At 71.3% G+C, this 22,384-nt stretch carries 24 protein-coding genes and 1 pseudogene; 11 read left to right on the forward strand and 14 right to left on the reverse strand.

The window, feature by feature from the left end; all coding sequences use genetic code 11:
• The first annotated feature begins 53 nt into the window (after positions 1 to 53).
• Both OOK07_RS08765 and OOK07_RS08770 read left to right on the forward strand, forming a co-directional pair.
• Positions 54 to 1,313, forward strand: a complete 1,260-nt coding sequence (locus OOK07_RS08765) for a glycosyltransferase family 39 protein (RefSeq protein WP_266795810.1) — start codon at positions 54 to 56, stop codon at positions 1,311 to 1,313.
• Positions 1,314 to 1,551: 238 nt separating this feature from the next.
• Positions 1,552 to 2,574 carry a phosphatase PAP2 family protein gene (locus tag OOK07_RS08770; protein WP_266678521.1) on the forward strand — a complete coding sequence of 341 codons (1,023 nt, stop codon included), beginning with the start codon at positions 1,552 to 1,554 and terminating at the stop codon, positions 2,572 to 2,574.
• Positions 2,575 to 2,699: 125 nt separating this feature from the next.
• Here OOK07_RS08770 and OOK07_RS08775 read toward each other — a convergent pair whose 3' ends face one another.
• Positions 2,700 to 2,915: an I78 family peptidase inhibitor gene (locus OOK07_RS08775; RefSeq protein WP_266678523.1), complete on the reverse strand. Its 216-nt coding sequence runs from the start codon at positions 2,913 to 2,915 to the stop codon at positions 2,700 to 2,702.
• 439 nt (positions 2,916 to 3,354) lie between these two features.
• Between OOK07_RS08775 and ctaD the strand changes: the two are divergent.
• Positions 3,355 to 4,923, forward strand: a pseudogene (gene ctaD / locus OOK07_RS08780) (aa3-type cytochrome oxidase subunit I); the annotation flags it as partial.
• Here ctaD and OOK07_RS08785 read toward each other — a convergent pair.
• Both OOK07_RS08785 and OOK07_RS43245 read right to left on the reverse strand, forming a co-directional pair.
• Entirely contained in the window at positions 4,922 to 5,965 is a 1,044-nt protein-coding gene (locus tag OOK07_RS08785) for a helix-turn-helix transcriptional regulator (protein ID WP_266795812.1), read from the reverse strand. The pseudogene ctaD and the gene OOK07_RS08785 overlap by 2 nt on opposite strands.
• Positions 5,966 to 6,004: 39 nt before the next feature.
• A complete protein-coding gene (locus OOK07_RS43245; protein ID WP_323182939.1) occupies positions 6,005 to 6,217 on the reverse strand; it encodes a hypothetical protein in 213 nt (70 codons plus the stop codon).
• Positions 6,218 to 6,337: 120 nt separating this feature from the next.
• Between OOK07_RS43245 and OOK07_RS08795 the strand changes: the two genes are divergently transcribed.
• Complete coding sequence (locus OOK07_RS08795; RefSeq protein WP_406311383.1) at positions 6,338 to 7,114, forward strand: ATP-binding cassette domain-containing protein; 777 nt, start codon at positions 6,338 to 6,340, stop codon at positions 7,112 to 7,114.
• On the opposite strand, the gene OOK07_RS08800 is transcribed toward OOK07_RS08795, so the two are convergent.
• Positions 7,014 to 7,679: a LysM peptidoglycan-binding domain-containing protein gene (locus tag OOK07_RS08800; protein WP_266678529.1), complete on the reverse strand. Its 666-nt coding sequence runs from the start codon at positions 7,677 to 7,679 to the stop codon at positions 7,014 to 7,016. The genes OOK07_RS08795 and OOK07_RS08800 overlap by 101 nt on opposite strands.
• A gap of 114 nt (positions 7,680 to 7,793) precedes the next feature.
• Complete coding sequence (locus tag OOK07_RS08805) at positions 7,794 to 8,471, reverse strand: LysM peptidoglycan-binding domain-containing protein (protein WP_266795814.1); 678 nt, start codon at positions 8,469 to 8,471, stop codon at positions 7,794 to 7,796.
• A gap of 532 nt (positions 8,472 to 9,003) precedes the next feature.
• On the opposite strand from OOK07_RS08805, the gene OOK07_RS08810 reads away from it, so the two are divergent.
• Positions 9,004 to 9,786 (forward strand): DUF8842 C-terminal domain-containing protein, encoded by a 783-nt coding sequence (locus OOK07_RS08810; RefSeq protein ID WP_266678538.1) that lies wholly within the window; start codon positions 9,004 to 9,006, stop codon positions 9,784 to 9,786.
• A 61-nt stretch (positions 9,787 to 9,847) separates the two neighbouring features.
• Positions 9,848 to 10,237, forward strand: a complete 390-nt coding sequence (locus tag OOK07_RS08815) for a hypothetical protein (RefSeq protein ID WP_266678540.1) — start codon at positions 9,848 to 9,850, stop codon at positions 10,235 to 10,237.
• Positions 10,238 to 10,309: 72 nt separating this feature from the next.
• Here the strand turns inward: OOK07_RS08815 and der are convergent, their stop codons facing one another.
• The 5 genes from der to aroH form a co-directional block, all read right to left on the reverse strand.
• The gene (der, locus tag OOK07_RS08820) at positions 10,310 to 11,785 is read right to left on the reverse strand and encodes a ribosome biogenesis GTPase Der (RefSeq protein WP_266795816.1); all 1,476 of its coding nucleotides are present in this window, start codon (positions 11,783 to 11,785) and stop codon (positions 10,310 to 10,312) included.
• Between the two features lie 80 nt (positions 11,786 to 11,865).
• Positions 11,866 to 12,519 (reverse strand): lysophospholipid acyltransferase family protein, encoded by a 654-nt coding sequence (locus tag OOK07_RS08825; protein WP_266795817.1) that lies wholly within the window; start codon positions 12,517 to 12,519, stop codon positions 11,866 to 11,868.
• Positions 12,516 to 13,202, reverse strand: coding sequence for a (d)CMP kinase (gene cmk, locus OOK07_RS08830; protein ID WP_266795819.1), 687 nt, complete (start codon positions 13,200 to 13,202; stop codon positions 12,516 to 12,518). The genes OOK07_RS08825 and cmk overlap by 4 nt, the downstream gene beginning before the upstream one ends.
• Positions 13,203 to 13,431: 229 nt before the next feature.
• Positions 13,432 to 14,517, reverse strand: coding sequence for a prephenate dehydrogenase (locus tag OOK07_RS08835; RefSeq protein WP_266795821.1), 1,086 nt, complete (start codon positions 14,515 to 14,517; stop codon positions 13,432 to 13,434).
• Complete coding sequence (gene aroH / locus OOK07_RS08840; protein WP_266511659.1) at positions 14,514 to 14,876, reverse strand: chorismate mutase; 363 nt, start codon at positions 14,874 to 14,876, stop codon at positions 14,514 to 14,516. The genes OOK07_RS08835 and aroH overlap by 4 nt, the downstream gene beginning before the upstream one ends.
• 259 nt (positions 14,877 to 15,135) lie before the next feature.
• Here aroH and OOK07_RS08845 point away from each other — a divergent pair, with 259 nt between their 5' ends.
• Genes OOK07_RS08845 through OOK07_RS08860 form a run of 4 tightly spaced genes read left to right on the forward strand, consistent with a single transcriptional unit; the run spans position 15,136 to position 17,587 of the window.
• Positions 15,136 to 15,795 carry a hypothetical protein gene (locus OOK07_RS08845; protein WP_266795823.1) on the forward strand — a complete coding sequence of 220 codons (660 nt, stop codon included), beginning with the start codon at positions 15,136 to 15,138 and terminating at the stop codon, positions 15,793 to 15,795.
• A gap of 28 nt (positions 15,796 to 15,823) precedes the next feature.
• A complete protein-coding gene (locus OOK07_RS08850; RefSeq protein ID WP_266795825.1) occupies positions 15,824 to 16,408 on the forward strand; it encodes a DUF6529 family protein in 585 nt (194 codons plus the stop codon).
• Positions 16,405 to 16,818 carry a Rieske (2Fe-2S) protein gene (locus OOK07_RS08855; protein ID WP_266795827.1) on the forward strand — a complete coding sequence of 138 codons (414 nt, stop codon included), beginning with the start codon at positions 16,405 to 16,407 and terminating at the stop codon, positions 16,816 to 16,818. Before OOK07_RS08850 ends, OOK07_RS08855 begins: the two co-directional genes overlap by 4 nt.
• A 22-nt stretch (positions 16,819 to 16,840) precedes the next feature.
• On the forward strand, positions 16,841 to 17,587 hold the full coding sequence (locus tag OOK07_RS08860) for a nucleotidyltransferase domain-containing protein (RefSeq protein WP_266795828.1): 747 nt from the start codon (positions 16,841 to 16,843) through the stop codon (positions 17,585 to 17,587).
• On the opposite strand, the gene OOK07_RS08865 is transcribed toward OOK07_RS08860, so the two are convergent.
• Genes OOK07_RS08865 through OOK07_RS08875 form a run of 3 tightly spaced genes read right to left on the reverse strand, consistent with a single transcriptional unit; the run spans position 17,510 to position 20,025 of the window.
• Positions 17,510 to 18,271, reverse strand: a complete 762-nt coding sequence (locus tag OOK07_RS08865; protein WP_266795830.1) for a nucleotidyltransferase domain-containing protein — start codon at positions 18,269 to 18,271, stop codon at positions 17,510 to 17,512. The genes OOK07_RS08860 and OOK07_RS08865 overlap by 78 nt on opposite strands.
• Positions 18,272 to 18,274: 3 nt before the next feature.
• On the reverse strand, positions 18,275 to 19,297 hold the full coding sequence (locus OOK07_RS08870) for an ADP-ribosylglycohydrolase family protein (protein WP_266795831.1): 1,023 nt from the start codon (positions 19,295 to 19,297) through the stop codon (positions 18,275 to 18,277).
• Positions 19,294 to 20,025: an NUDIX hydrolase gene (locus OOK07_RS08875; RefSeq protein ID WP_266795832.1), complete on the reverse strand. Its 732-nt coding sequence runs from the start codon at positions 20,023 to 20,025 to the stop codon at positions 19,294 to 19,296. The genes OOK07_RS08870 and OOK07_RS08875 overlap by 4 nt, the downstream gene beginning before the upstream one ends.
• A gap of 84 nt (positions 20,026 to 20,109) precedes the next feature.
• Here OOK07_RS08875 and OOK07_RS08880 point away from each other — a divergent pair, with 84 nt between their 5' ends.
• Positions 20,110 to 21,081, forward strand: coding sequence for a DUF72 domain-containing protein (locus OOK07_RS08880; RefSeq protein ID WP_266795834.1), 972 nt, complete (start codon positions 20,110 to 20,112; stop codon positions 21,079 to 21,081).
• Here OOK07_RS08880 and OOK07_RS08885 read toward each other — a convergent pair.
• Entirely contained in the window at positions 20,964 to 22,379 is a 1,416-nt protein-coding gene (locus OOK07_RS08885) for an MFS transporter (protein ID WP_266795836.1), read from the reverse strand. The genes OOK07_RS08880 and OOK07_RS08885 overlap by 118 nt on opposite strands.
• Positions 22,380 to 22,384: the final 5 nt, after the last annotated feature.

Below are 22,384 nucleotides of genomic sequence, written 5' to 3' on the forward strand. Positions count from 1 at the left end.
CGTCCACGCCCCGTCCGGCCTCCCGGTTCCGTGGGCCGTCGATAATCGAGCCCGTGACCGATCTCGCGACGCGCGTGACAGCCCCTGGCGACACGGCCCTGCGCAGAGCGGCCCCGGCCCTGCTCGGGTACGCGGCCGTGCGCGCCCTGGGTCTGCTCGCCCTGGTCCTGTGGACCGGTGCACGCGACAAGAGCGCGTACACACTGCTGACGGCCCGCTGGGACGCGCTGTGGTACTCGCGGGTCGCCGAGCTCGGCTACGGCTACGAGGTGCGCCTGCCGAACGGGGACGTGCACTCCAACCTGGCCTTCTTCCCGCTGCTGCCCTGGCTGGAGCGGCTGCTGCACGCCGTCACGCCCCTGTCGTACGCCGGCGCCGGCTTCGCCGTCAGCCTGCTCGCCTCGCTCGCGGCGGCCTGGGGGATCTTCGCGGTCGCGGACCATGTGTACGGCCGCAGGACCGGTGTCTGCGCGGTGCTGCTGTGGGCCGTGCTGCCGGTCGGGATCGTGCAGTCGATGGCGTACAGCGAGTCACTGTTCACGGCACTCGCCGCCTGGTCGCTGTACGCGGTGCTGACCGGGCGCTGGATGACGGCGGGCCTGTCGGCCGCGCTGGCGGGGCTGACCCGGCCGGTCGGGCTCGCCGTCGTCGCCGCCCTGTGGGCCGCCGCGGTGGTCTCGTTCGGGCGAGAGCGAAGCACGGCGGGCGGGCAGGTCGCTCGTCCGGGCGAACGCGCCCCAGCGCCGTCCGGGGATCGTCCCGCAGAGCGCGTGGCCGCGCTCGACGGCGCGCGAGATGCGGCGCGCGCCCCCAGCGTCGTACGACGCGCCCTGGCCATGCTGCTGGCCCCGCTCGGCGCCGCCGGCTACGTCCTGTGGGTCGGCCATCACACCGGCAAGGGCCCGCTGGGCTATCTGGACGTCCAGGCGGGCTGGCGCAACGGCTTCGACGGTGGGGCCGCCTTCGCCCGCTTCGTCGCCGGCAAGTTCACGTCGTTCCCGTCGGCCCTGGCGGGCGTCGGACTGATCGTCGGGGTCGGGCTGCTGGTCTGGCTGTACGTCGTCTGCGTACGGCAGCGTCAGCCGCTTGCGCTGCTGGTGTACGCGGGCGTGGTCACCGCGCTCGCCCTGTGCGCGTCGAGCTACTTCGGCTCGAAACCGCGCCTGCTGCTGCCCGCCTTCCCGCTGCTGCTGCCCCTCGCCACGGCCCTCGCGCGGCTGCGTATCCCCAGGTCGGCGCTGGTGGTCGGCGGTTTCGCGATGGTATCGGCCGTGTACGGAGCGTTCTGGCTGAACGGCTCCGGTCCACCGTGATCCGCCCGCCGGGCCGGGTGAGCGCCCGGAAAAATCCGCCCCAGCATTCGGTGAACGAATTCATAAGTCCCATAAAACTGATTCGCGGAATGATCAAAGGAATTGAAGGGACGCATCGTCCGGCATTGCGGATTCCTTGGAAATAGACGACCTCCTGAGAGGAATCCCACATCACATCGTCATCACAAAGCAGCTGATTCGACGGAGAACTGAGCTCCCCCGCTGTAACGTCGATTGGGTGCGTACCGAACGAAACCTCACCCGTCTGGACCGGGTGTTCGCGAGGCTGGACCGGGAGCCGGAACGGCCGGCCCACATCGATGTACCGAAGATGAGCAGGCACAGGGTCGCGTTGCTGACCGGGACCCTGGCCTTCTATCTGGCGATCGTGTGGGCCGTGGTGACCACCTCCTGGCTGGTCCGCCTGGACTGGCAGGTCATGTTCTTCCGGCCGTACCAGCAGTGGCAGGGCATCCACTGGTTCGTCGACTACTACGTGGTGCTCGGCCAGCGCGGCCCGACCGCGGTGATGGTCGCGGCCTGGCTGGGCTGGCGCTCCTGGCGGCAGCACACACTGCGCCCGCTGCTGACGCTGGGCGCCTCGCTGCTGCTGCTGAACATCACGGTCGGCGCCGCCAAACTCGGCATGGGCCGCCTGGGACCGCACTACGCGACCACGATCGGCTCGAACGAGATGGGTCTGGGCGGCGATATATTTCCCAGCGGCCACACCGCGAACGCCGTGGTGACCTGGGGAATCCTGGCCTACCTGGCCTCCACACCGCGAGCCCGCCGCTGGCTGTCCGCCGTCTCCGCGGTGACCTCGCTGGGCGTCGGGATGGCCACCGTCTACCTCGGTACGCACTGGCTGAGCGACGTGCTCCTCGGCTGGGCCGCCGGCCTGCTGATCCTGCTGGCCCTTCCGTGGTGCGAGCCGCTGATCGCCAGGGCCGAGGTCGCGATCTTCGACCTGCGCGACCGCTGGCGCGCTCGTGGCGGCGCCCCGGCACCGGCCGCTCCGGTCGGCTCTCCGGTACTGCTCAAGCGGCGGCCGGCCGCGCAGGAGGACGTCGCGGCGCGCGAGTCGGTCTCCTCCTCACCCCGCTCCGCCCGGGCGCCCGCCTACCTCGCCCCGGGCCCGCACACGGCCCGCTCGGAGCGCACCCCGGTCACTCCGGTCGGCAGCCGCCGCCCACCGCACTCGGACCGCCTCCCACGCGGCGCGACGGCCTCCACGGCCCGCCCCCTCACAGGCGGCTGACCCCCCAGGACAGCGGGGTCCGGTACGCACAGCCAATCCCCGCACACGAAGGCCCCGGTTCCCGTCCAGGAACCGGGGCCTTCGTCGTGCATCGGCCCCGCTCAGCCGTCGTGCATCGGCCCTGCTCAGCCCTTCCAGGCCCGGGCCACCATGCCGTCCTTGACCTCGAAGTTCAGCCGCCCGACGCGGTACTCCATGGTGATGATCGCGCCCGGCGGCAGTGAGCGCACCGTGGGCCAGCCCTTCTCGCGCGCGAGCCGCTCGGCCCTGGCCGCTTCGAGGCCGACGTACCCGTCCGGACTGTCCTGGGGCTCCGCTTGAGGAGTGGGAATCGGTGCCATGCCGCCACGCTAGGCCTTCCCCGTCGACCGGGGAAGCCCGGCCCAGTCCCAGGGGTCACGAGTCCCCCTCCGGTCACACTTCTGTCACAGGACCACGACAGGCGTTTCGGCTCGACTCACTCACACGTACGAGCGGTTCCGTACGCCTTACGCAGGCAATCGAACGTAATTCCCGCGTGTCGCGACGGCTTGTCGAATAGCCGGACGGAAAGTGCCGTGAGTACCGCCACCGGGACACTCCCGGATTCGATTTCCCGCCGATTCCGGGCGGGTTCGCGGGAGCTGACACCGCATAGGAAATGCACGGTTCCAGCACACAACCCCCGCACACCCCCTGTCGGAGCGAGCGGCGACGTGAGCATCATGACGTGAGATCGCGGGTACACGTGCGTGGGCTTCGGCGGACCCGCGGCGCGACGAGCGAAGGGGCGAGCGAGCGATGGCGAACCAGACGGTGCAGACGGCGGCGCGGCCCGTGCCGACCGGTCAGGGGCGGGTGATCGTCGACTGGCTGACGACCACCGACCACAAGAAGATCGGGCACCTCTACCTGATCACGTCGTTCGCCTTCTTCCTGGCCGGCGGGGTGATGGCGTTGCTGATGCGCGCCGAACTCGCCCGGCCGGGGCTGCAGATCATGGACAACAACCAGTTCAACCAGCTGTTCACCCTGCACGGCACGGTCATGCTGCTGCTGTTCGCGACCCCGATGTTCGCGGGCTTCGCCAACGAGTTGATGCCCCTGCAGATCGGCTCCCCCGACGTCGCCTTCCCGCGCCTGAACATGCTGTCGTACTGGTTCTTCCTGTTCGGCGGCCTGATCGTGCTCGGCTCGCTGATCGTGCCCGGGGGCCCAGCCGCCTTCGGCTGGTTCGCCTACGCGCCGCTCAACAGCGAGGTGCGCTCACCCGGTCTCGGACCCGACCTGTGGATCATGGGGCTCGCGCTGGCCGGCTTCGGCACCATCCTCGGCGCGGTCAACTTCATCACCACCATCATCGGGATGCGCGCCCCCGGCATGACGATGTTCCGGATGTCGATCTTCACCTGGAACACGCTGTTCACGTCGATCCTGATCCTGATGGCGTTCCCGGTGCTCGCGGCGGCGCTGCTGTGTCTGGAGGCGGACCGGCGCTTCGGGGCGCAGGTCTTCGACGCGGCCAACGGCGGGGCGCTGCTGTGGCAGCACCTCTTCTGGTTCTTCGGCCATCCCGAGGTGTACATCATCGCGCTGCCGTTCTTCGGGATCATCTCGGAGATCATCCCGGTCTTCAGCCGCAAGCCGATCTTCGGCTATCTGACGCTGGTCGGCGCGACGATGGCGATCACCGGGCTGTCAGTGGTGGTGTGGGCGCACCACATGTTCGTCACCGGAGCGGTGCTGCTGCCGTTCTTCGCCTTCATGACGTTCCTCATCGCCGTGCCCACCGGTGTGAAGTTCTTCAACTGGATCGGCACGATGATCAAGGGCTCGCTGTCCTTCGAGACGCCGATGCTGTGGTCGACGGGCTTCCTGGTGACGTTCCTGTTCGGCGGTCTGACCGGGGTGATCCTGGCCTCGCCGCCGCTGGACTTCCACGTCTCGGACACCTACTTCGTCGTCGCGCACTTCCACTATGTCGTGTTCGGCACGGTCGTCTTCGCGATCTTCGGAGGATTCTACTTCTGGTGGCCCAAGTTCACCGGCAGGATGCTCGACGAGCGGCTGGGGAAGATCCACTTCTGGACGCTGTTCGTCGGCTTCCACACCACGTTCCTGGTGCAGCACTGGCTGGGCGTGGAGGGCATGCCGCGCCGGTACGCCGACTACCTCGCGGCGGACGGGTTCACGGCCCTCAACACGATCTCGACGATCGGCGCGTTCCTGCTCGGCATGTCGACGCTGCCGTTCCTCTACAACGTCTGGAAGACCGCCAAGTACGGCGAGAAGGTCGAGGTCGACGACCCGTGGGGCTACGGCCGCTCCCTGGAGTGGGCGACCTCCTGCCCGCCGCCGCGGCACAACTTCACGACGCTGCCCCTGATCCGCTCCGAGTCCCCGGCGTTCGACCTGCACCATCCCGATTTCGCGGCGAGCCGTGAGGAGCCTCGCGGAGAAGAGCGCGAGACAGCCGGTCCCGAGCGGTCCTGATCGCCTCGGTGAGTTCGGCGGGTTCCAGCACCTCGAACTCGAAACCCATCAGCATCACGTGAATCACCATCACGTCGAGGCTCGCGGCCCCGGTGTTCAGGATGCAGCTGTCCGGGCCCTCCGCCTCCAGTCGGCCGGCCGAGGGCGAGACGCGCTCCCTGGCTTCCTCCAGTGGTACGAGCAGCCGGACGACGGCGTGCGAGGCGTACGCGCGCGTGGAGACGCCCTTGGAGACATACGCGGCGAGATCCTCGGCGGGCGGGGTGCGCGGGGCGAAGCGCGGGCCGTGCGGCGGCTTGGGTGTGACGCGGTCGACGCGGAACGTACGCCAGTCTTCGCGGTCCAGGTCCCAGGCGACCAGGTACCAGCGGCGCTCGGTGCACACCAGACGGTGCGGTTCGACGGTACGGCGGGTGGAGACGCCGTCGTGGCTGCGGTACTCGAAACGCAGGCGCTCGGAGTCCCGGCAGAGGTTGGCCACCTCGGTGAGGACCGCCGGGTCGACGGCGTCGGGCTGGGGGCCGCGCAGCATGGGCACGGTGAACGCGTTGAGGGCGCCGACACGGCGGCGCAGCCGGCCGGGCAGCACCTGCTCCAGCTTGGCGAGGGCCCGTACGGAGGTCTCGCCGATGCCCTCGATGCCCTGTCCGGCGGCCGTGCGCAGCCCGACGGCGACGGCGACCGCCTCGTCGTCGTCCAGCAGCAGCGGCGGCAGCTCGGCGCCCGCGCCCAGCTGGTAGCCGCCGCCGGTACCGGGGCTTGCGTTGACGGGGTAGCCCAGCTCACGCAGCCGGTCGACGTCCCGGCGCACGGTGCGCGGAGTGACGCCGAGACGGCCGGCGAGATCGGCGCCCGACCACTCTCGGTGTGCCTGGAGGAGCGAGAGCAGGCGCAGCAGTCGTGCCGAGGTCTCCAACATGGCGCCGAGTCTGCCAGGGATCGCGGACAGCTACGGTCCTCAACGGTGCCCTGCCCGGGGCACCGCGGTGACGGCCACGGACAGGTCGTTGTCCCGCGTGTAGTACGGCCCGGCCTCCACCGGCCCGTACGGCGCGTCCACGCGCACGCGTGGACAGGCGAACACGGGCTTCCTGTCTGCCACGTCGTCGAGCAGCCGGGCGATCCGCACCGCCGGCCCCGTCTCCCCGCGGGCCGCAGCCTCAGGTCCCACACGCCCGGCTCCAGGGCGCCGTACACCACCTTGAAGCGGAACTCGGTGCAGTCGGCGAGGACTTCGCTCCGCCGTGCCTGGACGGATGCGTGGCGGCCGCGGAGCTCGGCGTACGCGCGGGTGCCGAGCCCGACGCCGTACACGCGCCCGGTCGGCTTCACCGCGCTCGACGGTGTCGATCTCGACGTCAGCCCCGGCCAGGTCACCGCCGTCGTCGGCCCCAACGGCGCGGGAAAGAGCACCCTGTTCCACTGTCTGGCCGGCACGCTGCGCCCCACGCGCGGGCACGTACGTCTCGGGGACCGGGACATCACCCGGCTGACGGCGCAGGCACGCACCCGCCTCGGCATCGCGAGGACCTTCCAGCAGCTCGCCGTCTTCCCGTCGTTGACGGTCGCCGAGAACGTCCGCGTGGGTGCCGAGCAGGGCCGGGTGAGCGACCCGGGAGCGGTGGAGCGCGCGCTGCGGCTGCTGGCGCTCGACGGACCGGTACGCGCACTGCCCGCCGCGGGCCTGCCCACCGGCACACTGCGCCGCGTCGAGCTGGGACGCGCCGGCACCCTCTCCGGTGGCGAGCAGCGCATGCTCGCTCTCTCCCGCGCGCTGCTTGCACGCGCGCGCGTGGTCCTCGTCGACGAACCGGCCCAGGGCATGTCGCCCCCGGTGGCGGCCCGCACCTACGACCTGCTGGGCGCCCTCGACGCGTGTGTGGTCGTCGCCGAGCAGCGGTTGCCGCCCGGGCTCCAGGGCCGCAAGGGGGTCTTCGTCCACGAACTGCGCCGCGGCGCCGTCGTCTTCAGCGGAGAGGCGGGCGAGCGGGAACGGAGGTCAGGGGCGGGCCGAACACCGCGGGGGCCCGATGCGCCTCCCCGGCGCGGGCCGAGCCCTTCGGGATGAGCAGCAGCGTGCCGGCGTTCACCCGGTCAGGACGGCGGCCGATCATGTCCCTGTTGGCTCGGTAGAGCCCTCGCCAGCCGCCGTGGACGCCGTACATGCCGGCGATCGACACCAGTGTGTCGCCGCGCTGCACCTCCAGCATGCGCCCTTCGAGCTTGTACCGCTGGGAGCAGACGGGCCAGGACTCCCAGCCCTGCTCGGCCAGCACCTTCTCCGCGACGGCGATCTGCTCCTCGCGCGTGGCGAGATCCGCGCGCGCGGCGTACTTCAGGCCGCCGAACGCCTTCCAGGTGGACGGCGAGAACTGCAGACCCCCGTAGTAGCCGTTCCCGGTGTTGGCGTCCCAGCGCCCGCCGCTCTCGCACTCCGCCAGACAGCCCCAGGGCCAGTGGTCCTTGGCGCAGTCGAGGGACGCGGTCACCGGAAGCGCTCCGGGCTGCGGGGGTGGCGGCACCGCCTGGGCCGCGGCGGGCGCGAGGACGCCGAGCAGGGCGGCGGCCAGGACGAGGACGATCGGTGTGCGGTGCATGCGGTGCGTGCGTGGCCTGCGATGCGTGCGGAACATCGGGCCACGGTAAGCAGTGGGTGGCTCGCGGCCGCGTCGGCGCGTCCGGTACGCCCACGGGCCCCACCCGGTCGGACGACCGGACGGGGCCCGTGCCCTGGAAGGGGGAGCCTCTCAGAGTTCGAGTTGCTGCCCGGGCACGATCACGTCGGGATCACCGCCGATGACGCTTTTGTTGGCGGCGTACAGCCCCTGCCAGGTGGTCCCGTGCCGTGCGGCGATCCTGCTCAGGGTGTCGCCGGTGCGGACGGTGTAGTCGCCGCGCGAGGCGCCGCGGTTCGTGTGGCCCGTCGAACGTGCCGGCGCCTTCGACGGCTTCGACGCGGCGACCGATGAGGACTTGGGTGTCACGGGGCCGGAGGCGTCCGCGGGTGCGCTCCCGTACGCTCCGGCCCGTGCCGAGCAGGTCGGCCACGCGCCCCATCCCTGGGCGCGCTGGACCTTGGCGGCCACCGCGATCTGCTGCCCCTTGGAGGCCCGGTCGGCCGTCGGCGCATGGGCCGTGCCGCCGTAGGCGCGCCATGTGCCGGCGGAGAACTGGAGCCCGCCGTAGTAGCCGTTGCCGGTGTTGATGTGCCAGTTGCCGCCGCTCTCGCACCGGGCGATGCGGTCCCACACTCCGCCGTCCGCCGCGGCTGCGTTGCCGGCCGCGGCCAGCAGTCCGAGCGGGGCGGCGAGCAACGCGGCCCCGGCGAGGACCGCCGTCGTACGAGACTGTGCCTTACGGGCGTTGTCGCCGCCGGCGCCGTCGTGACGATTCTTGCCGTGAGTGGTATCGGCACATTCGGACATGAAGTTCCCTCTCGAACAACCCGGGGTCCCCCAGGGCGGGGCGCGCTTCCCACGCATGGACGCGGTCGTCGCGCTCCGCCCCGTCCGCCGGAGTGGTGGTGCTGGCTGGTCTGGTGCGGCCGGCGGACGTTCCCGAGCGGTGCTCGTTGCACACGGCCGAGGAATGTAGAGATTCCGTCGAGGCGTCAGCAAGCAACTGCTCGTCACTCCAGGCCAGTTCGCCGTTACCCCGGGTATCGACTATTTTCGGTCACCCACTTCATTCGCCGATTTCCTGATTTGTCGACCACTCATCCACCCGGGCTGTGACCCACTTCACGCAACCAACTCCCTTGGCTTTCCGGGGAATTGACGGTGAGTGCCCGCTTCCGCACCTGTGGTGACCCTCTGCGATGGATGGTTCGATTCCGTTCGCCGTGGGGCGTGACTCCGGCCACAGATCGCCCGTTGTCTCCTTCATGAGCCGGGGGCCCACCCGGTTCACGGGCCGGGAGCCACCCGGCCCCGCCACGCACCCCCGAGGGAGCCACCCGTGCCGCGCATGCTCGACGTCAGCGACGAGGTACGCGCCGAGATCGGCGACGAAGAAGCCGACCGGCTGCTCGCCGGAGACAACGCCCCTGGCAGTTACGACTGCACGTCCTGCCGCACTCCGGGCGACTCCGAACAGGAGCGCACCAGCACCGTCCTGTTCATCGGCGAGGAGACGGCCGTCCTCGCCTTCGCCCACGCCACCTGTCTGCCCTCGCAGGTCGTCCAGGTCACCGAGGAGCAGCTCCGGGGGGCGGTGCGGTCCATCTCCGGTGACACCGTGGACCTGGACCCCGAGCAGGTCGCCCCCGAGCCGGCCGTGCTCGGCGTGACCAGCGGACTCGTCCTGATCACCGGGGAGTTGCACCCGGCGCTGGTCGTCGAGCCGACCGGGCCCATCGTGCGGCCGGGCTCGGCCGGGCTCGGCGACGACTTCCTGCCGCTGCTCATCGAGCAGGGGTTCATGCCGCTGACGCACCTGGCCGAGGTGCCACCCGTGCTGCACGGCTGGTCGGTGCTGCTCGCCATGGGCCGGCTGCACGCCGTTCTGCAGCCCGGGTCGAACGCCGGGCAGCCCGTGGCCTGGTGGCAGGCGCACCAGCCGCTGCAGGTGACCGAGGGCTGGCGGGCCGCCGCCAACAAGCACCAGCAGGTGCTCATGTTCGCCGCGCCGGTGGGGTCCATCGGGCGTCAGCCCCGCGAGGACCTGCTGCGGGACGCGCTGGACAAGGCCGCTGCGAACGGGAAGCTGGTCGGCGTCGCCATGCCGCTGGCGGGGACCTGAGAGCTCCCAAAGGGGCATGTCCGAACCGCATCCCTTGAAGTTCGGGGTCGTTTGGACATACGTGCACACATACGACGTTCCCCGCCGCCAGTCCCTTCAGCCGATTCCGTCCGCGCGGTCGGCCCAGGACATGTCGGGCGACCCCTCGGCCACGCCCATCTACGACGCGCTCTACGCCGAGTACGTCAAGTCCTTCCGCACACTGCCGGGTGACCGCAGCGGCGAGGAGAACCTGGGCTTCACGGCCTTCGGGAACATCCCGCACAGTACGGTGCAGCACAGCGAGCACCGGCCGGGGTCGTTCAGCAGCTCCTACAGCGCCTACAGCGCCGGGGCCTTCAGCGCCCGGCAGCAGTCGCAGTGGCAGCGCGTCGGGCACGGCGGGCAGCCGGGCACGGGAATGCACCATGTGCCGGCGGCGCTGCCACCCGGTCCGCGCGGCATCCTGTGAGACACGGCGTGTGAGACATGGTGGAGGGGCGGCCCCGGTCGGGACCGCCCCTCCACCATGTCTGCGTCTGCGCTACTTCTTCCTGCCGCGCTTCTCGCGCACCCGCACCGAGATATGGATCGGCGTTCCCTCGAAGCCGAACTCCTCGCGCAGCCGGCGCTCGATGAAGCGTCGGTAGCCCGCCTCGATGAAGCCGGAGGCGAAGAGCACGAACCGCGGGGGCTTGGTGCCGGCCTGGGTGCCGAAGAGGATGCGCGGCTGCTTGCCACCGCGGATCGGGTGCGGGTGGGCGGCGACCAGCTCACCGAGGAAGGCGTTCAGACGGCCCGTGGGGACGCGGGTCTCCCAGCCGGCGAGGGCGGTCTCGATGCCCGGGACCAGCTTCTCCATGTGCCGGCCGGTGCGCGCCGAGACGTTCACCCGGGGCGCCCACGCGACCTGGGCCAGCTCCGTCTCGATCTCGCGCTCCAGGTAGTAGCGACGCTCCTCGTCGAGGGTGTCCCACTTGTTGAAGGCGAGGACGATCGCGCGGCCCGCCTCGACGGCCATGGTGACGATGCGCTGGTCCTGCACCGAGATGGACTCGCAGGCGTCGATCAGGATGACCGCGACCTCGGCCTTCTCGACGGCGGCCGCGGTGCGCAGCGAGGCGTAGTAGTCGGCGCCCTGCTGGAGGTGTACGCGCTTGCGGATACCGGCGGTGTCGACGAACTTCCATGTCACGCCGCCGAGTTCGATCAGCTCGTCGACCGGGTCGCGGGTGGTGCCCGCGATCTCGTTGACGACGACCCGCTCCTCGCCGGCCACCTTGTTCAGCAGCGAGGACTTGCCGACGTTCGGCCGGCCGATCAGGGCGATGCGGCGGGGACCGCCGACCGCGGTGCCGAAGGTCTGCTCGGGCGCCTCCGGCAGCGCCTCCAGGACCGCGTCCAGCATGTCGCCGGTGCCGCGGCCGTGCAGCGCGGAGACCGGGTGCGGCTCGCCGAGACCCAGCGCCCACAGGTAGGCCGCGTCCGCCTCGCCGCTCTGGCCGTCCACCTTGTTGGCGGCCAGCACGACGGGCTTGCCGGCCTTGCGCAGCAGTCGTACGACCGCCTCGTCGGTGTCGGTCGCGCCGACCTTGGCGTCGACGACGAACACGACGGCGTCGGCGGCCTCGATCGCGTACTCGGCCTGTGCGGCCACGGAGGCGTCGATGCCGAGGACGTCCTGCTCCCAGCCGCCGGTGTCGACGACCTTGAAGCGGCGGCCCGACCATTCGGCCTCGTAGGTCACGCGGTCGCGGGTGACGCCCGGCTTGTCCTCGACGACGGCCTCGCGGCGGCCGATGATGCGGTTGACGAGTGTCGACTTGCCGACGTTCGGGCGGCCGACGACGGCGAGGACGGGCAGCGGGCCGTGACCCGCCGCCTCGATGGCGCCCTCGACGTCCTCGATGTCGAAGCCCTCTTCCGCGGCGAGCTCCATGAAGTCCGCGTACTCGGCGTCGCCAAGCGCTCCGTGGTCGTGCTCCTCGCCCGAGCCGTCGGAGGGGATGTGGTCGTTCATGAAGTCCGTACCTCGTCGTTCATTCGTGGTGGTCGGTGGAGCACCCGGTTTCCGCCGGTTGATCCACTACTCAGTGTCGCCTAGCGCCCGGTGAGGCGCCTGGCGTTTTCCAGGTGGCTGGTGAGCTGCTTCTGGATGCGTTCGGTCGCCTCGTCGAGCGCCTTGCGCGTACGTCGCCCGCTTCCGTCGCCCGCCTCGAAGGGATCGCCGAAGACGACGTCGATGCGGGTGCGCAGCGGAGGCAGCGCCTTTATCAACCGTCCGGGTCTGTCGGAACTTCCCAGGACGGCGACCGGGACGATCGGGGCACCGCTGCGGACCGCGAAGTACGCCAGTCCGGCGCGCAGTGCGGCGAAGTCACCCTCGCCGCGGGTGCCCTCCGGGAAGATACCGAGGACTCCCCCGGCCGACAGGACGTCCAGGGCCTGCGTGATCGCCCCTCGGTCGGCGCCCGACCGGTCGACCTTCACCTGCCCGATGCCGAGCAGGAAGGGGTCGAGCGGGCCGATGAACGCCTCCTTCTTGATCAGGAAGTGCGTCGGCCTGGGCGCCACGCCCATGACCATCGGGCCGTCGACGTTGTGCGAGTGGTTGACGGCGAAGATCACCGGGCCGCTCGCGGGCACCTTCCAGGAACCCAGCACACGGGGCTTGAACAGCCCGTACATCAGGCCGACGCCGATACGCCGGCCGACCTCGGCGCCCTTCTCGGAGGGGAGGGAGGGTGCGGTCACTTGCCGGCCCGCTTCTCCTCGACGAGGGTGACGACGCACTCGATGACCTGCTGGAGCGTGAGCTCGGTGGTGTCCACCTCGACCGCGTCGTCCGCCTTGGCGAGCGGCGAGGTCTTGCGGGAGGAGTCGGCCGCGTCGCGCTTGATCAGCGCCTCGCGGGTGGCGTGCACGTCGGCGCCCTTCAGCTCGCCGCTGCGGCGGGCGGCGCGGGCCTCCGGGGAAGCGGTGAGGAAGATCTTGACGTCGGCGTCGGGCAGCACGGTCGTACCGATGTCGCGGCCCTCGACGACGATGCCGTGCTCCGCGGCGGCGGCCACCGATCGCTGCAGCTCGGTGATCCGGGTGCGCACCTCGGGCACCGCGCTGACCGCGCTGACCTTGGAGGACACCTCCTGGGTGCGGATCGGGCCGGCCACGTCGATGCCGTCGACCTCGATGGTCGGGCAGGCCGGGTCCGTGCCGGAGACGATCTCGGGCTTGCCCGTCACGGCGGCGATCGCGGACTGGTCGTCGATGTCGATCCCGTTGCTCACCATCCACCAGGTGATCGCCCGGTACTGGGCGCCGGTGTCCAGGTAGCTCAGGCCTAGCTGCGCGGCGACGGCCTTCGACGTGCTCGACTTGCCCGTGCCGGCCGGACCGTCGATGGCGACAATCACGGGCTTGGCGACGCCGTTTTCCACGGGGGGACACCTTCCTGGTGCGGTGCGGTGGCAGTGTGGGGCGCGATCGTGCCCTGCACAAGGTTACTGGGTGCGGACCACTCAACCGGACGAGTGGTCATTGGCCGGGGGGCGCCGCCGCACCCCAGCCCGTCCGGCGTTCGAGGACGAGGCCGTTCAGGCCGATCGTGCGTCCAGGGGGTTCCGCCCCCGGAGGACGCGACGGGCAGGGGCGGCGGGGGGCGAGAACCTACTGCCGGATCGCCCAGCCCCGCTCCCGCAGCGCCGCCGTCAGTACCGGCGCCGCCTGCGGCTCCACCATCAGCTGCACCAGGCCCGCCTGCTGCCCGGTCGCGTGCTCGATGCGTACGTCCTCGACGTTGACCCCGGCCCGCCCGGCGTCGGCGAAGATCCGTGCCAGCTGACCCGGCTGGTCGTCGATGAGGACGGCGACGATCTCGTACGCCCGCGGAGCGGATCCGTGCTTGCCGGGGACGCGGACCCGTCCGGCGTTGCCGCGCCGCAGGACGTCCTCGATGCCGGAGGTGCCCGCACGCCGCTTGGCCTCGTCGGAGGACTGCAGGGACCGCAGCGCCTGCACCGCCTCCTCCAGGTCGGCGGCGACGTCGGAGAGCAGGTCGGCCACCGGGCCGGGGTTCGCGGAGAGGATGTCGATCCACATCCCCGGGTCGGAGGCTGCGATCCGGGTCACGTCGCGGATGCCCTGACCGCACAGTCGTACGGCAGCCTCCTCGGCGTTCTGCAGGCGCGCGGCCACCAGGCTGGACATCAGGTGGGGCATGTGGGAGACGAGGGCGACGGCGCGGTCGTGCGCGTCGGCGTCCATGACGACCGGCACGGCACGGCAGTGCGAGACCAGCTCCAGGGCGAGGTTCAGCACCTCGGTGTCGGTGTCCCGGGTGGGCGTCAGCACCCAGGGCCGGCCTTCGAAGAGGTCGCCGGTCGCCGCCAGCGGACCGGACTTCTCCCGGCCGGACATGGGGTGCGTACCGATGTAGGCCGAAAGATCCAGGCCCCGCGTCTCCAGCTCGCGGCGCGGGCCGCCCTTGACGCTGGCCACGTCCAGGTAGCCGCGGGCCACGCCCCGGCGCATGGCGTCCGCCAGCACCCCGGCCACGTGCGCGGGAGGCGCGGCGATGATCGCGAGGTCGACCGGCCCGTCGGGGGCGTCGTCGGTGCCGGCGCCGAGCGCCGCGGCCGTACGGGCCTGCTCGGGGTCGTGGTCGGCGAGGTGCACGACGACGCCCCGCTGGGACAGGGCGATGGCGGCGGACGTACCGATGAGGCCGGTGCCGATGACGAGCGCGGTCCTCACTGGGCGATGTCCTTGCGCAGGGCCGCCGCGGCGCCGAGGTAGACGTGGGCGATGTCGGCGCGGGGCCGCTCGGACTCGATGTGCGCGAGGACGCGGACGACGCGGGGCAGGGCGCCCTCGATGTCCAGTTCCTGGGCACAGATCAGCGGTACGTCGACGATGCCGAGCTTGCGGGCGGCGGCCGCCGGGAAGTCGCTGTGCAGGTCGGGCGTCGCCGTGAACCAGATGCTGATCAGGTCGTCGCCGGTCAGGTCGTTCCGCTCGAGGATGGCGGTGAGCAGGGCTCCGACCTGCTCGTCCATGTGGCCGGCCTCGTCCCGTTCCAGTTGGACGGCTCCCCGGACCGCTCGTACCGCCACGGCTTGGCTCCTTGCTGATGTACGGATCGGCTCTACGACCGTCCAGCCTAGTCAGCCCACGGCGGGCGCTGTACGCGACGCCCGCCCGCTGAGACGGGGGAGCACCGCGTACACCGCTCGCCGCGCGTACCGGAGACATTGCCAATGTCACCGAATCACCCTGATTTCGCTACTTGGCGCGCGATGCCCCTCTGCGCCTCTTTACGCCGGGCCGCCGGTCCGCTCTGATGGCAGGACACTCGCCTCGGGGGAGGCCCGTATGAAGCGTCCTGGACCGCTGATCACCCTGCTCGCGGGACTGCTGCTCGGCCTGTTCATGCTGTCGCTCAACGTGACGACGGGTACGAAGACCGTCTCGTCCACGCCCAAGAAGGAGTCGCCGCCCGCCACGGCGTCGCCGGCTCCCACGAAGACCACCGCGTCGCCCGGCCCGTCGCCGTCGCGGGTACCGGCGCCCGACGCCAGTTACGCCGGCCGGACCGACGACGACTCCTCCGCCGTGGCCGTGACGGTGCGCGACCGCAAGGCGATCGCGTACTTCTGCGACGGCCACTCCAAGGAGTCGTGGCTGAAGGGCGACGTCAAGGACGACGGCAGCATGCGGCTGACCGGCAGGCGCGGCGACGAGCTGAACGGCACCCTGCAGCAGGGCAAGCGGATCCACGGCTCGGCCGACGTGGGCGGCGGACACTACGCCTTCACCGCCGACGAGGCCAGGAAGCCGTCCGGGCTGTACCGGGCCACCGCGACGGTGCGCGGTGCCAGGCTCGACGGCGGCTGGATCGTCCTGCCGGGCGGAAGGCAGGTCGGCGTCGTCACCCGCGGCAAAGACGCCTCGGCCGCACCCGCCATCGCCCCGGAGACGGGCGCGGTGACGGTCGACGGACAGCAGCTCACGGCACGTCCTGCCACCCCCTGACACCGTCGTCCGCTCCAGGGAGCCGACCATGACCGTCGACCCGAACGCCGCCACCCAGAACTTCCCCTCGCCCGAGCCCGCCCACCGCGCGCCCGGCCCTGCCCGCTACCTGGTGCCGGCCCTCGTCGCCGCAGCGGTGGCCGTCGGCCTCGGTGTGTACGGCAAGACCCACGACCCGGCCGGGACCGCCTACAACATCGCGGGGTTCAGCAGCACGGGCGCGGTGAAGTCGTGGCTGGCCACGACCGCTTTCTTCTTCGCGCTCGTCCAGGTCGTCAGCGCGTTCATGGTGTACGGCAAACTGCCGGGCCCGCGCTGGGCGCCGGCACTGCACCGCTGGTCCGGCCGCATCGCGTTCCTGGTGGCGGTCCCCGTCGCCGTGCACTGCCTGTACGCGCTGGGCTATCAGACATACGAAACGCGCGTTTTGTGGCACTCTGTCATGGGTTGTTTCTTCTTCGGTGCGTTCAGCGCCAAGATGCTGCTGCTCCGCTCGCAGCGGCTGCCCGGCTGGCTGCTGCCGCTCGTCGGCGGGCTGGTCTTCACCGCCCTGACCCTCATCTGGCTGACCTCCGCCCTCTGGTTCTTCCGTACCTTCGGAGTGACGACATGACCCAGCGCTCGACGCGGCGCACGGTTCTCCTGGCGACGGGCGCGGCGACGCTCGCCGCGGGCTGCAGCAAGTACGGCGACAACAACAGCGACTCCGGGTCCTCCTCCGTGAACGCCTCCGGTGGGCAGGAGCTGGCGAAGACGTCCGAGATCCCGGTCGGCGGCGGCAAGATCTTCAAGGACGAGAAGGTCGTGGTCACCCAGCCGAAGAAGAACGAGTTCAAGGCCTTCTCGGCGGTCTGCACCCACCAGGGCTGCACGGTGAGCAAGGTCGTGGACGGCACCATCGACTGCCCCTGCCACGGCAGCAAGTACCACGTCGCCGACGGCTCGGTGGCCGGCGGTCCGGCGCCCAGGCCCCTGCCCGCGAAGCAGATCAAGGTGGAGGGAAATTCGATCCGCCTGGCGTGAGGCTCCGCGTACGCTCCCGGGCATGCACCCGAAGACCCTGGTACGCGACCACACGATCTACGCGTGCGTGATGGGTTCGCGTGCCTTCGGTCTGGCGACGGAGGGCAGCGACACCGACCGCCGGGGCGTGTTCGTGGCCCCCACTCCCCTGTTCTGGCGCTTCGAGAAGCCGCCGACGCACGTGGAGGGCCCGGCCGAGGAGCAGTTCGGCTGGGAGCTGGAGCGCTTCTGCGAGCTGGCGCTGCGGGCGAACCCGAACATCCTGGAGTGCCTGCACTCCCCGCTCGTGGAGTACGTCGACGACACCGGCCGTGAGCTCCTCGCGCTGCGCGGGGCGTTCCTGTCCCGCCGGGCCCACGCGACGTTCACGCGCTACGCACTCGGCCAGCGCAAGAAGCTGGAGGCCGACGTCCGCACGCACGGAGCCCCGCGCTGGAAGCACGCCATGCACCTGCTGCGCCTGTTGATGACCTCCCGTGACCTGCTGCGCACGGGCACCCTCACCATCGACGTCGGCGACCGGCGCGAGCCGCTGCTGGCGGTCAGGCGTGGCGAGGTCTCCTGGCCGGACGTCGAGTCCTGGATGAACCGCCTGGCGGGCGAGTCGGACGAGGCGGCCCGGCACAGCCCGCTGCCCGAGGAACCGGACCACCGCCGCGTCGAGGACTTCCTCGTCCGCGTACGCCGTGCCTCAGCTCTCCGGCCGGTCGAGCCGGATGCGTACGACGAAGTCGTGCAGGGCGTCGTGGACGCCGGGGGCGTCGGGTAGGGCCGAGGTCGCCTGCTCCTCGTCCAGCACGACGTGCAGCCGCTCGATGTCGGCCTGCACGCGCGCGTGGTCGGCATCGGCGGCCCCGTGCTCGTGTTCCGCCTTCGCGGCGATCAGCTCCGGCAGATACGCGGGCGCCTCGTCGACCTCGCCCAGCAGCGTGGGCAGATGGGCCTGCACCTCGCCGCCGCGCATCAGATGGATACCGGTCAGCAGCACCCGGAACGTGTAGAGCAGCGGCTTGAGTTCGCCGGTCTTCTCGAACAGCCGCCACTGGGTGACGGCGAACCCCCGGTAGTGGTGGGCGTGGTGGCTGGTGAGGACGCCGGGAGCGAGCGCCGCCAGTTCCTGGTGTGCCTCGGTGGTGTGCACGACCAGGGGCGAGAGCAGCTGCTCCAGGACGTAGCCGTTGCGGCGCAGCATCAGCCGTACGAACTTGCGCAGGTCGTGGGTGACCAGGTCCATCTCGACGCCGTCCCGGTCCCACATCCGGGACCGGGTCTCCTCCGGCTCCCGCAGTCCCACCAGGTCGGCCGCGGGCAGCAGGTGCACACCCCGCAGATCGACGTCCGAGTCGCGGGACGGGAAGCCGTAGAGGTGGGCACCGGAGACGGTGGCGAACAGCACCGGGTCGGACTGCTCGGCCACCACGGGCGTCAGGTCGATGTCCAGGGCGTCGATCATCCCTCAAGAATCCCAGAGGGCTCCGAAGGTCAGCAGGTCGCCCCGGTACTCGATCCGGTCCACCCACTCGGTGGGCCAGGCCTCCGCGCCCAGCCACGCCCCCGCGAAGGCCCCCGTCAGACAGGCGATGGAGTCCGAGTCGCCGGAGGTGCAGGCGGCCCGCCGGACGGCCGTCACCGGTTCGTCGACAAACAGCAGGAAGCACAACAGGCCGGTCGCCAGAGCCTCTTCGGCGATCCAGCCGGCACCGGTGGCCAGACACGGGTCGGCCTCCGGGTCGGCCGAGTGCACGGCGTCGCGAAGGCGGCCGAGGGTCTCCAGGCACTCGTCCCAGCCGCGGGCGATGAACTGCTCGGGTGTGGGGTCCTCGCCGCGGGTCCACAGGTCGCCGAGCCAGCGGTGGTGGTACTGACTGCGGTTGTCGTGCGCGTACAGCTGCAGCAGGTCCACGAGTTCGGCCGGCCGGGCACCCTGCGCGAGCAGCCGTACGGCACGGGCGGTGAGGTCGGAGGCGGCCAGCGCCGTCGGGTGCCCGTGGGTGAGCGCGGACTGCAACTGGGCCGCGCCGGCCCGCTGTTCGTCGCTCAGACCGGGGGCGAGCCCGACGGGAGCGACCCGCATGTTGGCACCGCAGCCCTTGGAGCCGACCTGGCTGGCGTCCTGCCAGGGGAGGGTCTCGTCCTTGAGCAGGTTGCAGGCTCGCAGGCAGGTGTTTCCCGGCGCCCGGTTGTTCTGCGGCGACTGGTACCAGTCCACGAACTCCTCGCGCACCGGCCGCTCCAGCCTCTTCGGCGCGAGCACTCCCCGGTCCATCGCCGTCCGCAGTCCCCGCCCCAGCGCCAGCGTCATCTGGGTGTCGTCGCTGACGATCGCGGGTGTCGGCAGCCGCATCTCCCGCCACGGCCCGCACTTGGCGAGGATCGAGGGCACGTCGTTGAACTCGGTGGGGAAGCCGAGCGCGTCCCCGAGGGCGAGTCCGGTCAACGCGCCTGTGGCGGCTTGCTTCCTGACGGTTGTTGTGGTCATGCGGGGCGTCCTTCCGGGGGCGGTCGCAGAAGCGGCGGAGAGAGGCTGGTGGCCGGGCCCGCGCGGTAGAGCGCGGCCGGTTTTCCGCGGCCGCCGGTCAGGCGCGCACCGCCGGGGACCGGGTCGACGAAGCCGGGCGTGGCGAGCACCTTGCGGCGGAAGTTGGGCCGGTCGAGGGCGGTGCCCCACACGGTCTCGTAGACCTGCTGCAGCTCGCCGAGCGTGAACTCGGGCGGGCAGAAGGCGGTGGCGAGGCAGGTGTACTCGAGCTGGGCGCCGACGCGTTCGTGGGCGTCGGCCAGGATCCGGTCGTGGTCGAAGGCGAGCGGGCCCGCCGCGTCGTAAGGCAGCCAGCTCGCCCGCGCCGCGTCGCTGCCGGCGTGCGGTTCGGGCGCGTCGGGCAGCAGCGCGGTGAAGGCGACGGACACGACCCGCATCCGGGGGTCGCGGCCGGGCTCGCTGTACGTCCGCAGCTGCTCCAGGTGGAGACCGGTGACGTCCGCGAGGCCGGTCTCCTCGGCGAGTTCGCGCCGGGCGGCCGTCTCCGCCGACTCACGCGGCTCCACGAAGCCGCCGGGCAGCGCCCAGCGTCCGGCGTACGGCTCGTGTCCGCGCTCGACGAGCAGCACATGGAGCGCGCCGGATCGGACGGTGAGGACAGCGAGGTCGACGGTGACAGCGAAGGGCTCGTAGGCGTACTTGTCGTAACTCCTCTTGTCGAAGACCATGTTCACCCGCTCCCTTAATAGTCATTACGACTATAAACAGGCGTGGCGGGCTTCCACAACCCCTGCGGGGGTACCCGGGGCCCCATGGGCGAGATCCTCGTGGGCACGTGTTCGTGGACGGACCGGGCGCTGGTCGGCAGCGGCTGGTATCCGCCGGGGCGGCGGGACGCGGAGGGGAGACTGCGGCACTACGCCGGGCGCTTCCCGGTCGTCGAGGTCGACTCGGCGTACTACGCGCTGCCCGGCGCCCGCAACTGCCGGCTGTGGGCCGAGCGCACACCGGACGGCTTCGTCTTCGACGTGAAGGCGTTCTCGCTGCTCACCGGGCATCCGACGCGGACCTCGGTGATGCCGGACGGGCTGCCCGCCGATCCGGGGGACCCGAAGGTGCTCGACGAGGTGTGGGCGCGGTTCGCCGAGGGCATCGAGCCGCTGCGGGCGGCCGGTCGGCTCGGCAGCGTGCTGTTCCAGTTACCGCCGTGGGTCCGACCGGGGCAGCGGGCCGGGGAGTTCCTCCGTGAGTGCGCCGAGCGAACCGCCGGGTGGCCGGTCTCCGTGGAGTTCCGGCATCCCGCCTGGTGGCGGGAGGAGTGGGCGGACGCGACGTGCGCGCTGCTCGCCCGGTACGGCATGACCGCCGTCGCGGTCGACATGACGCAGACGCTCCCCTCGTCCGTGCCGCCGGTCACGCCGGTCACCTCGCCGCGGCTGTCCGTCGTCCGGTTCCACGGGCGGAGCGCCGCCTGGGGGTCGGGAAGCAAGGAGGACCGGTTCCGGTACGACTACGGCGAGGACGAACTCGCCGGGTGGCTGCCGCGGTTGCGGGCTCTGGCCACACGGGTCGACCAGCTCCACGTGCTGTTCAACAACTGCTGCGGCGCGGCCGCGGTCCGTGCCGCCGAGAGCATGCAGCGGCTGCTCGACGGCACGGACCGAGATCACGCGCGGGTGCGTGAGGGGGCGAACGCCGCCACCACCGCCCCGGCTCCCGCGGCCCCCGCCGACACCCACAGCGCCGGCGCGCAGCCGTCCAGGAAGGCGGACGGCGAGCCGTAGCCGCCGTATTGCGTGAAGACGAGGGCGGCGACGGCGACGCCGAAGACCCCGCCGAGTTCGCGCAGCGCGTTGTTCACGCCGGCCGCGACGCCCGCCTCGCCGAGGGGCACGGACGAGGTCACGGCGTTCGCGACGCTCGGGAACACCATGGAGATGCCGATGCCCGCGATGATCAGCGGGACGACCAACTGGCCGTACCCGACGCCGGGTTCGACCTGCCAGGCCAGCAGGGCCAGGCCGGTGGCCATCAGGACCATGCCGGCGAGCATGAAGGGCCGGGTGCCGAAGCGGTCCGCGAGCGCGCCCGCGACCGGGGCGACCAGCAGCGGCATGGCGTTCCAGACGAGGATGCGCACGCCGGCCTCCAGCGGGGAGTAGCCGAGCCCGGTCTGGAAGAGCTGCGTGATCATGAAGAGGGCGCCCAGCAGGGACCCGAAGAGAAGGAAGGCGACCGCGTTGGCGGTGGAGAAACCGCGGTTTCGGAAGTGCCCGAGCGGCAGCATCGGGTACCGGGCGCCCCTGCGCTCCCAGGCGAGGAAGGCCACCGTGAACACGATCCCCATGGCCAGCGCGGAGAGCACCTCGGCACTCCCCCACCCGGCCTGCGGCGCCCGCACCGGCGCCCAGGCCAGGCCCGTCAGACCGACGGCCGCCAACACCAGGCCAACAAGGTCGAGTTGGGGCCGGGTGCCGTAGCTCTCGCGGAGCTTCGTGGCAGCGAGAGGCAGCATCGCGAGCCCGATCGGCACATTCAGCCAGAAGATCCACTGCCAGGACAGGCCCTCGGTTACGGCCCCGCCGAGCACGGGTCCGGCGGCCACTCCCAGCCCGGTCACCCCGCCCCACACACCGATGGCCACGCCCCGCTTCTCGGCCGGGAACGCGTCGCTGATCAGGGTCAGGGTGAGCGGGAGGAGTACGGCCGCGCCGGCGCCCTGCACCACGCGCGCACCGATGAGCGGTCCGGGGCCGCCCGCCAGCGCGGAGGCGGCGGAGCCGAGGGTGAAGACGGCGAGCCCGACGAGGTACATACGGCGCCGTCCGAACCGGTCGCCGAGCGCGGCGCCGGTCAGGGTCAGGCAGGCGAAGACCAGGTTGTAGGCGTTGATCGTCCATTCCAGGTCCGACAGGCTCGCCCCGAAATCGGCCCGCAGGGCGGGCAGCGCGGTGGCGACGACCACGACGTCGAGGGAGCAGAGCAGCGCGCCCAGTCCGGCGAGGACGACGGTCCACACCCGGCGGGCCGGGGCCGTTTCGGTGGGTTGTTCGGGTACGGAGACACTCAGTGTGCCGGTCATGACGG

The sequence above is a fragment of the Streptomyces sp. NBC_00078 genome, assembly GCF_026343335.1.
Taxonomy (GTDB): domain Bacteria; phylum Actinomycetota; class Actinomycetes; order Streptomycetales; family Streptomycetaceae; genus Streptomyces.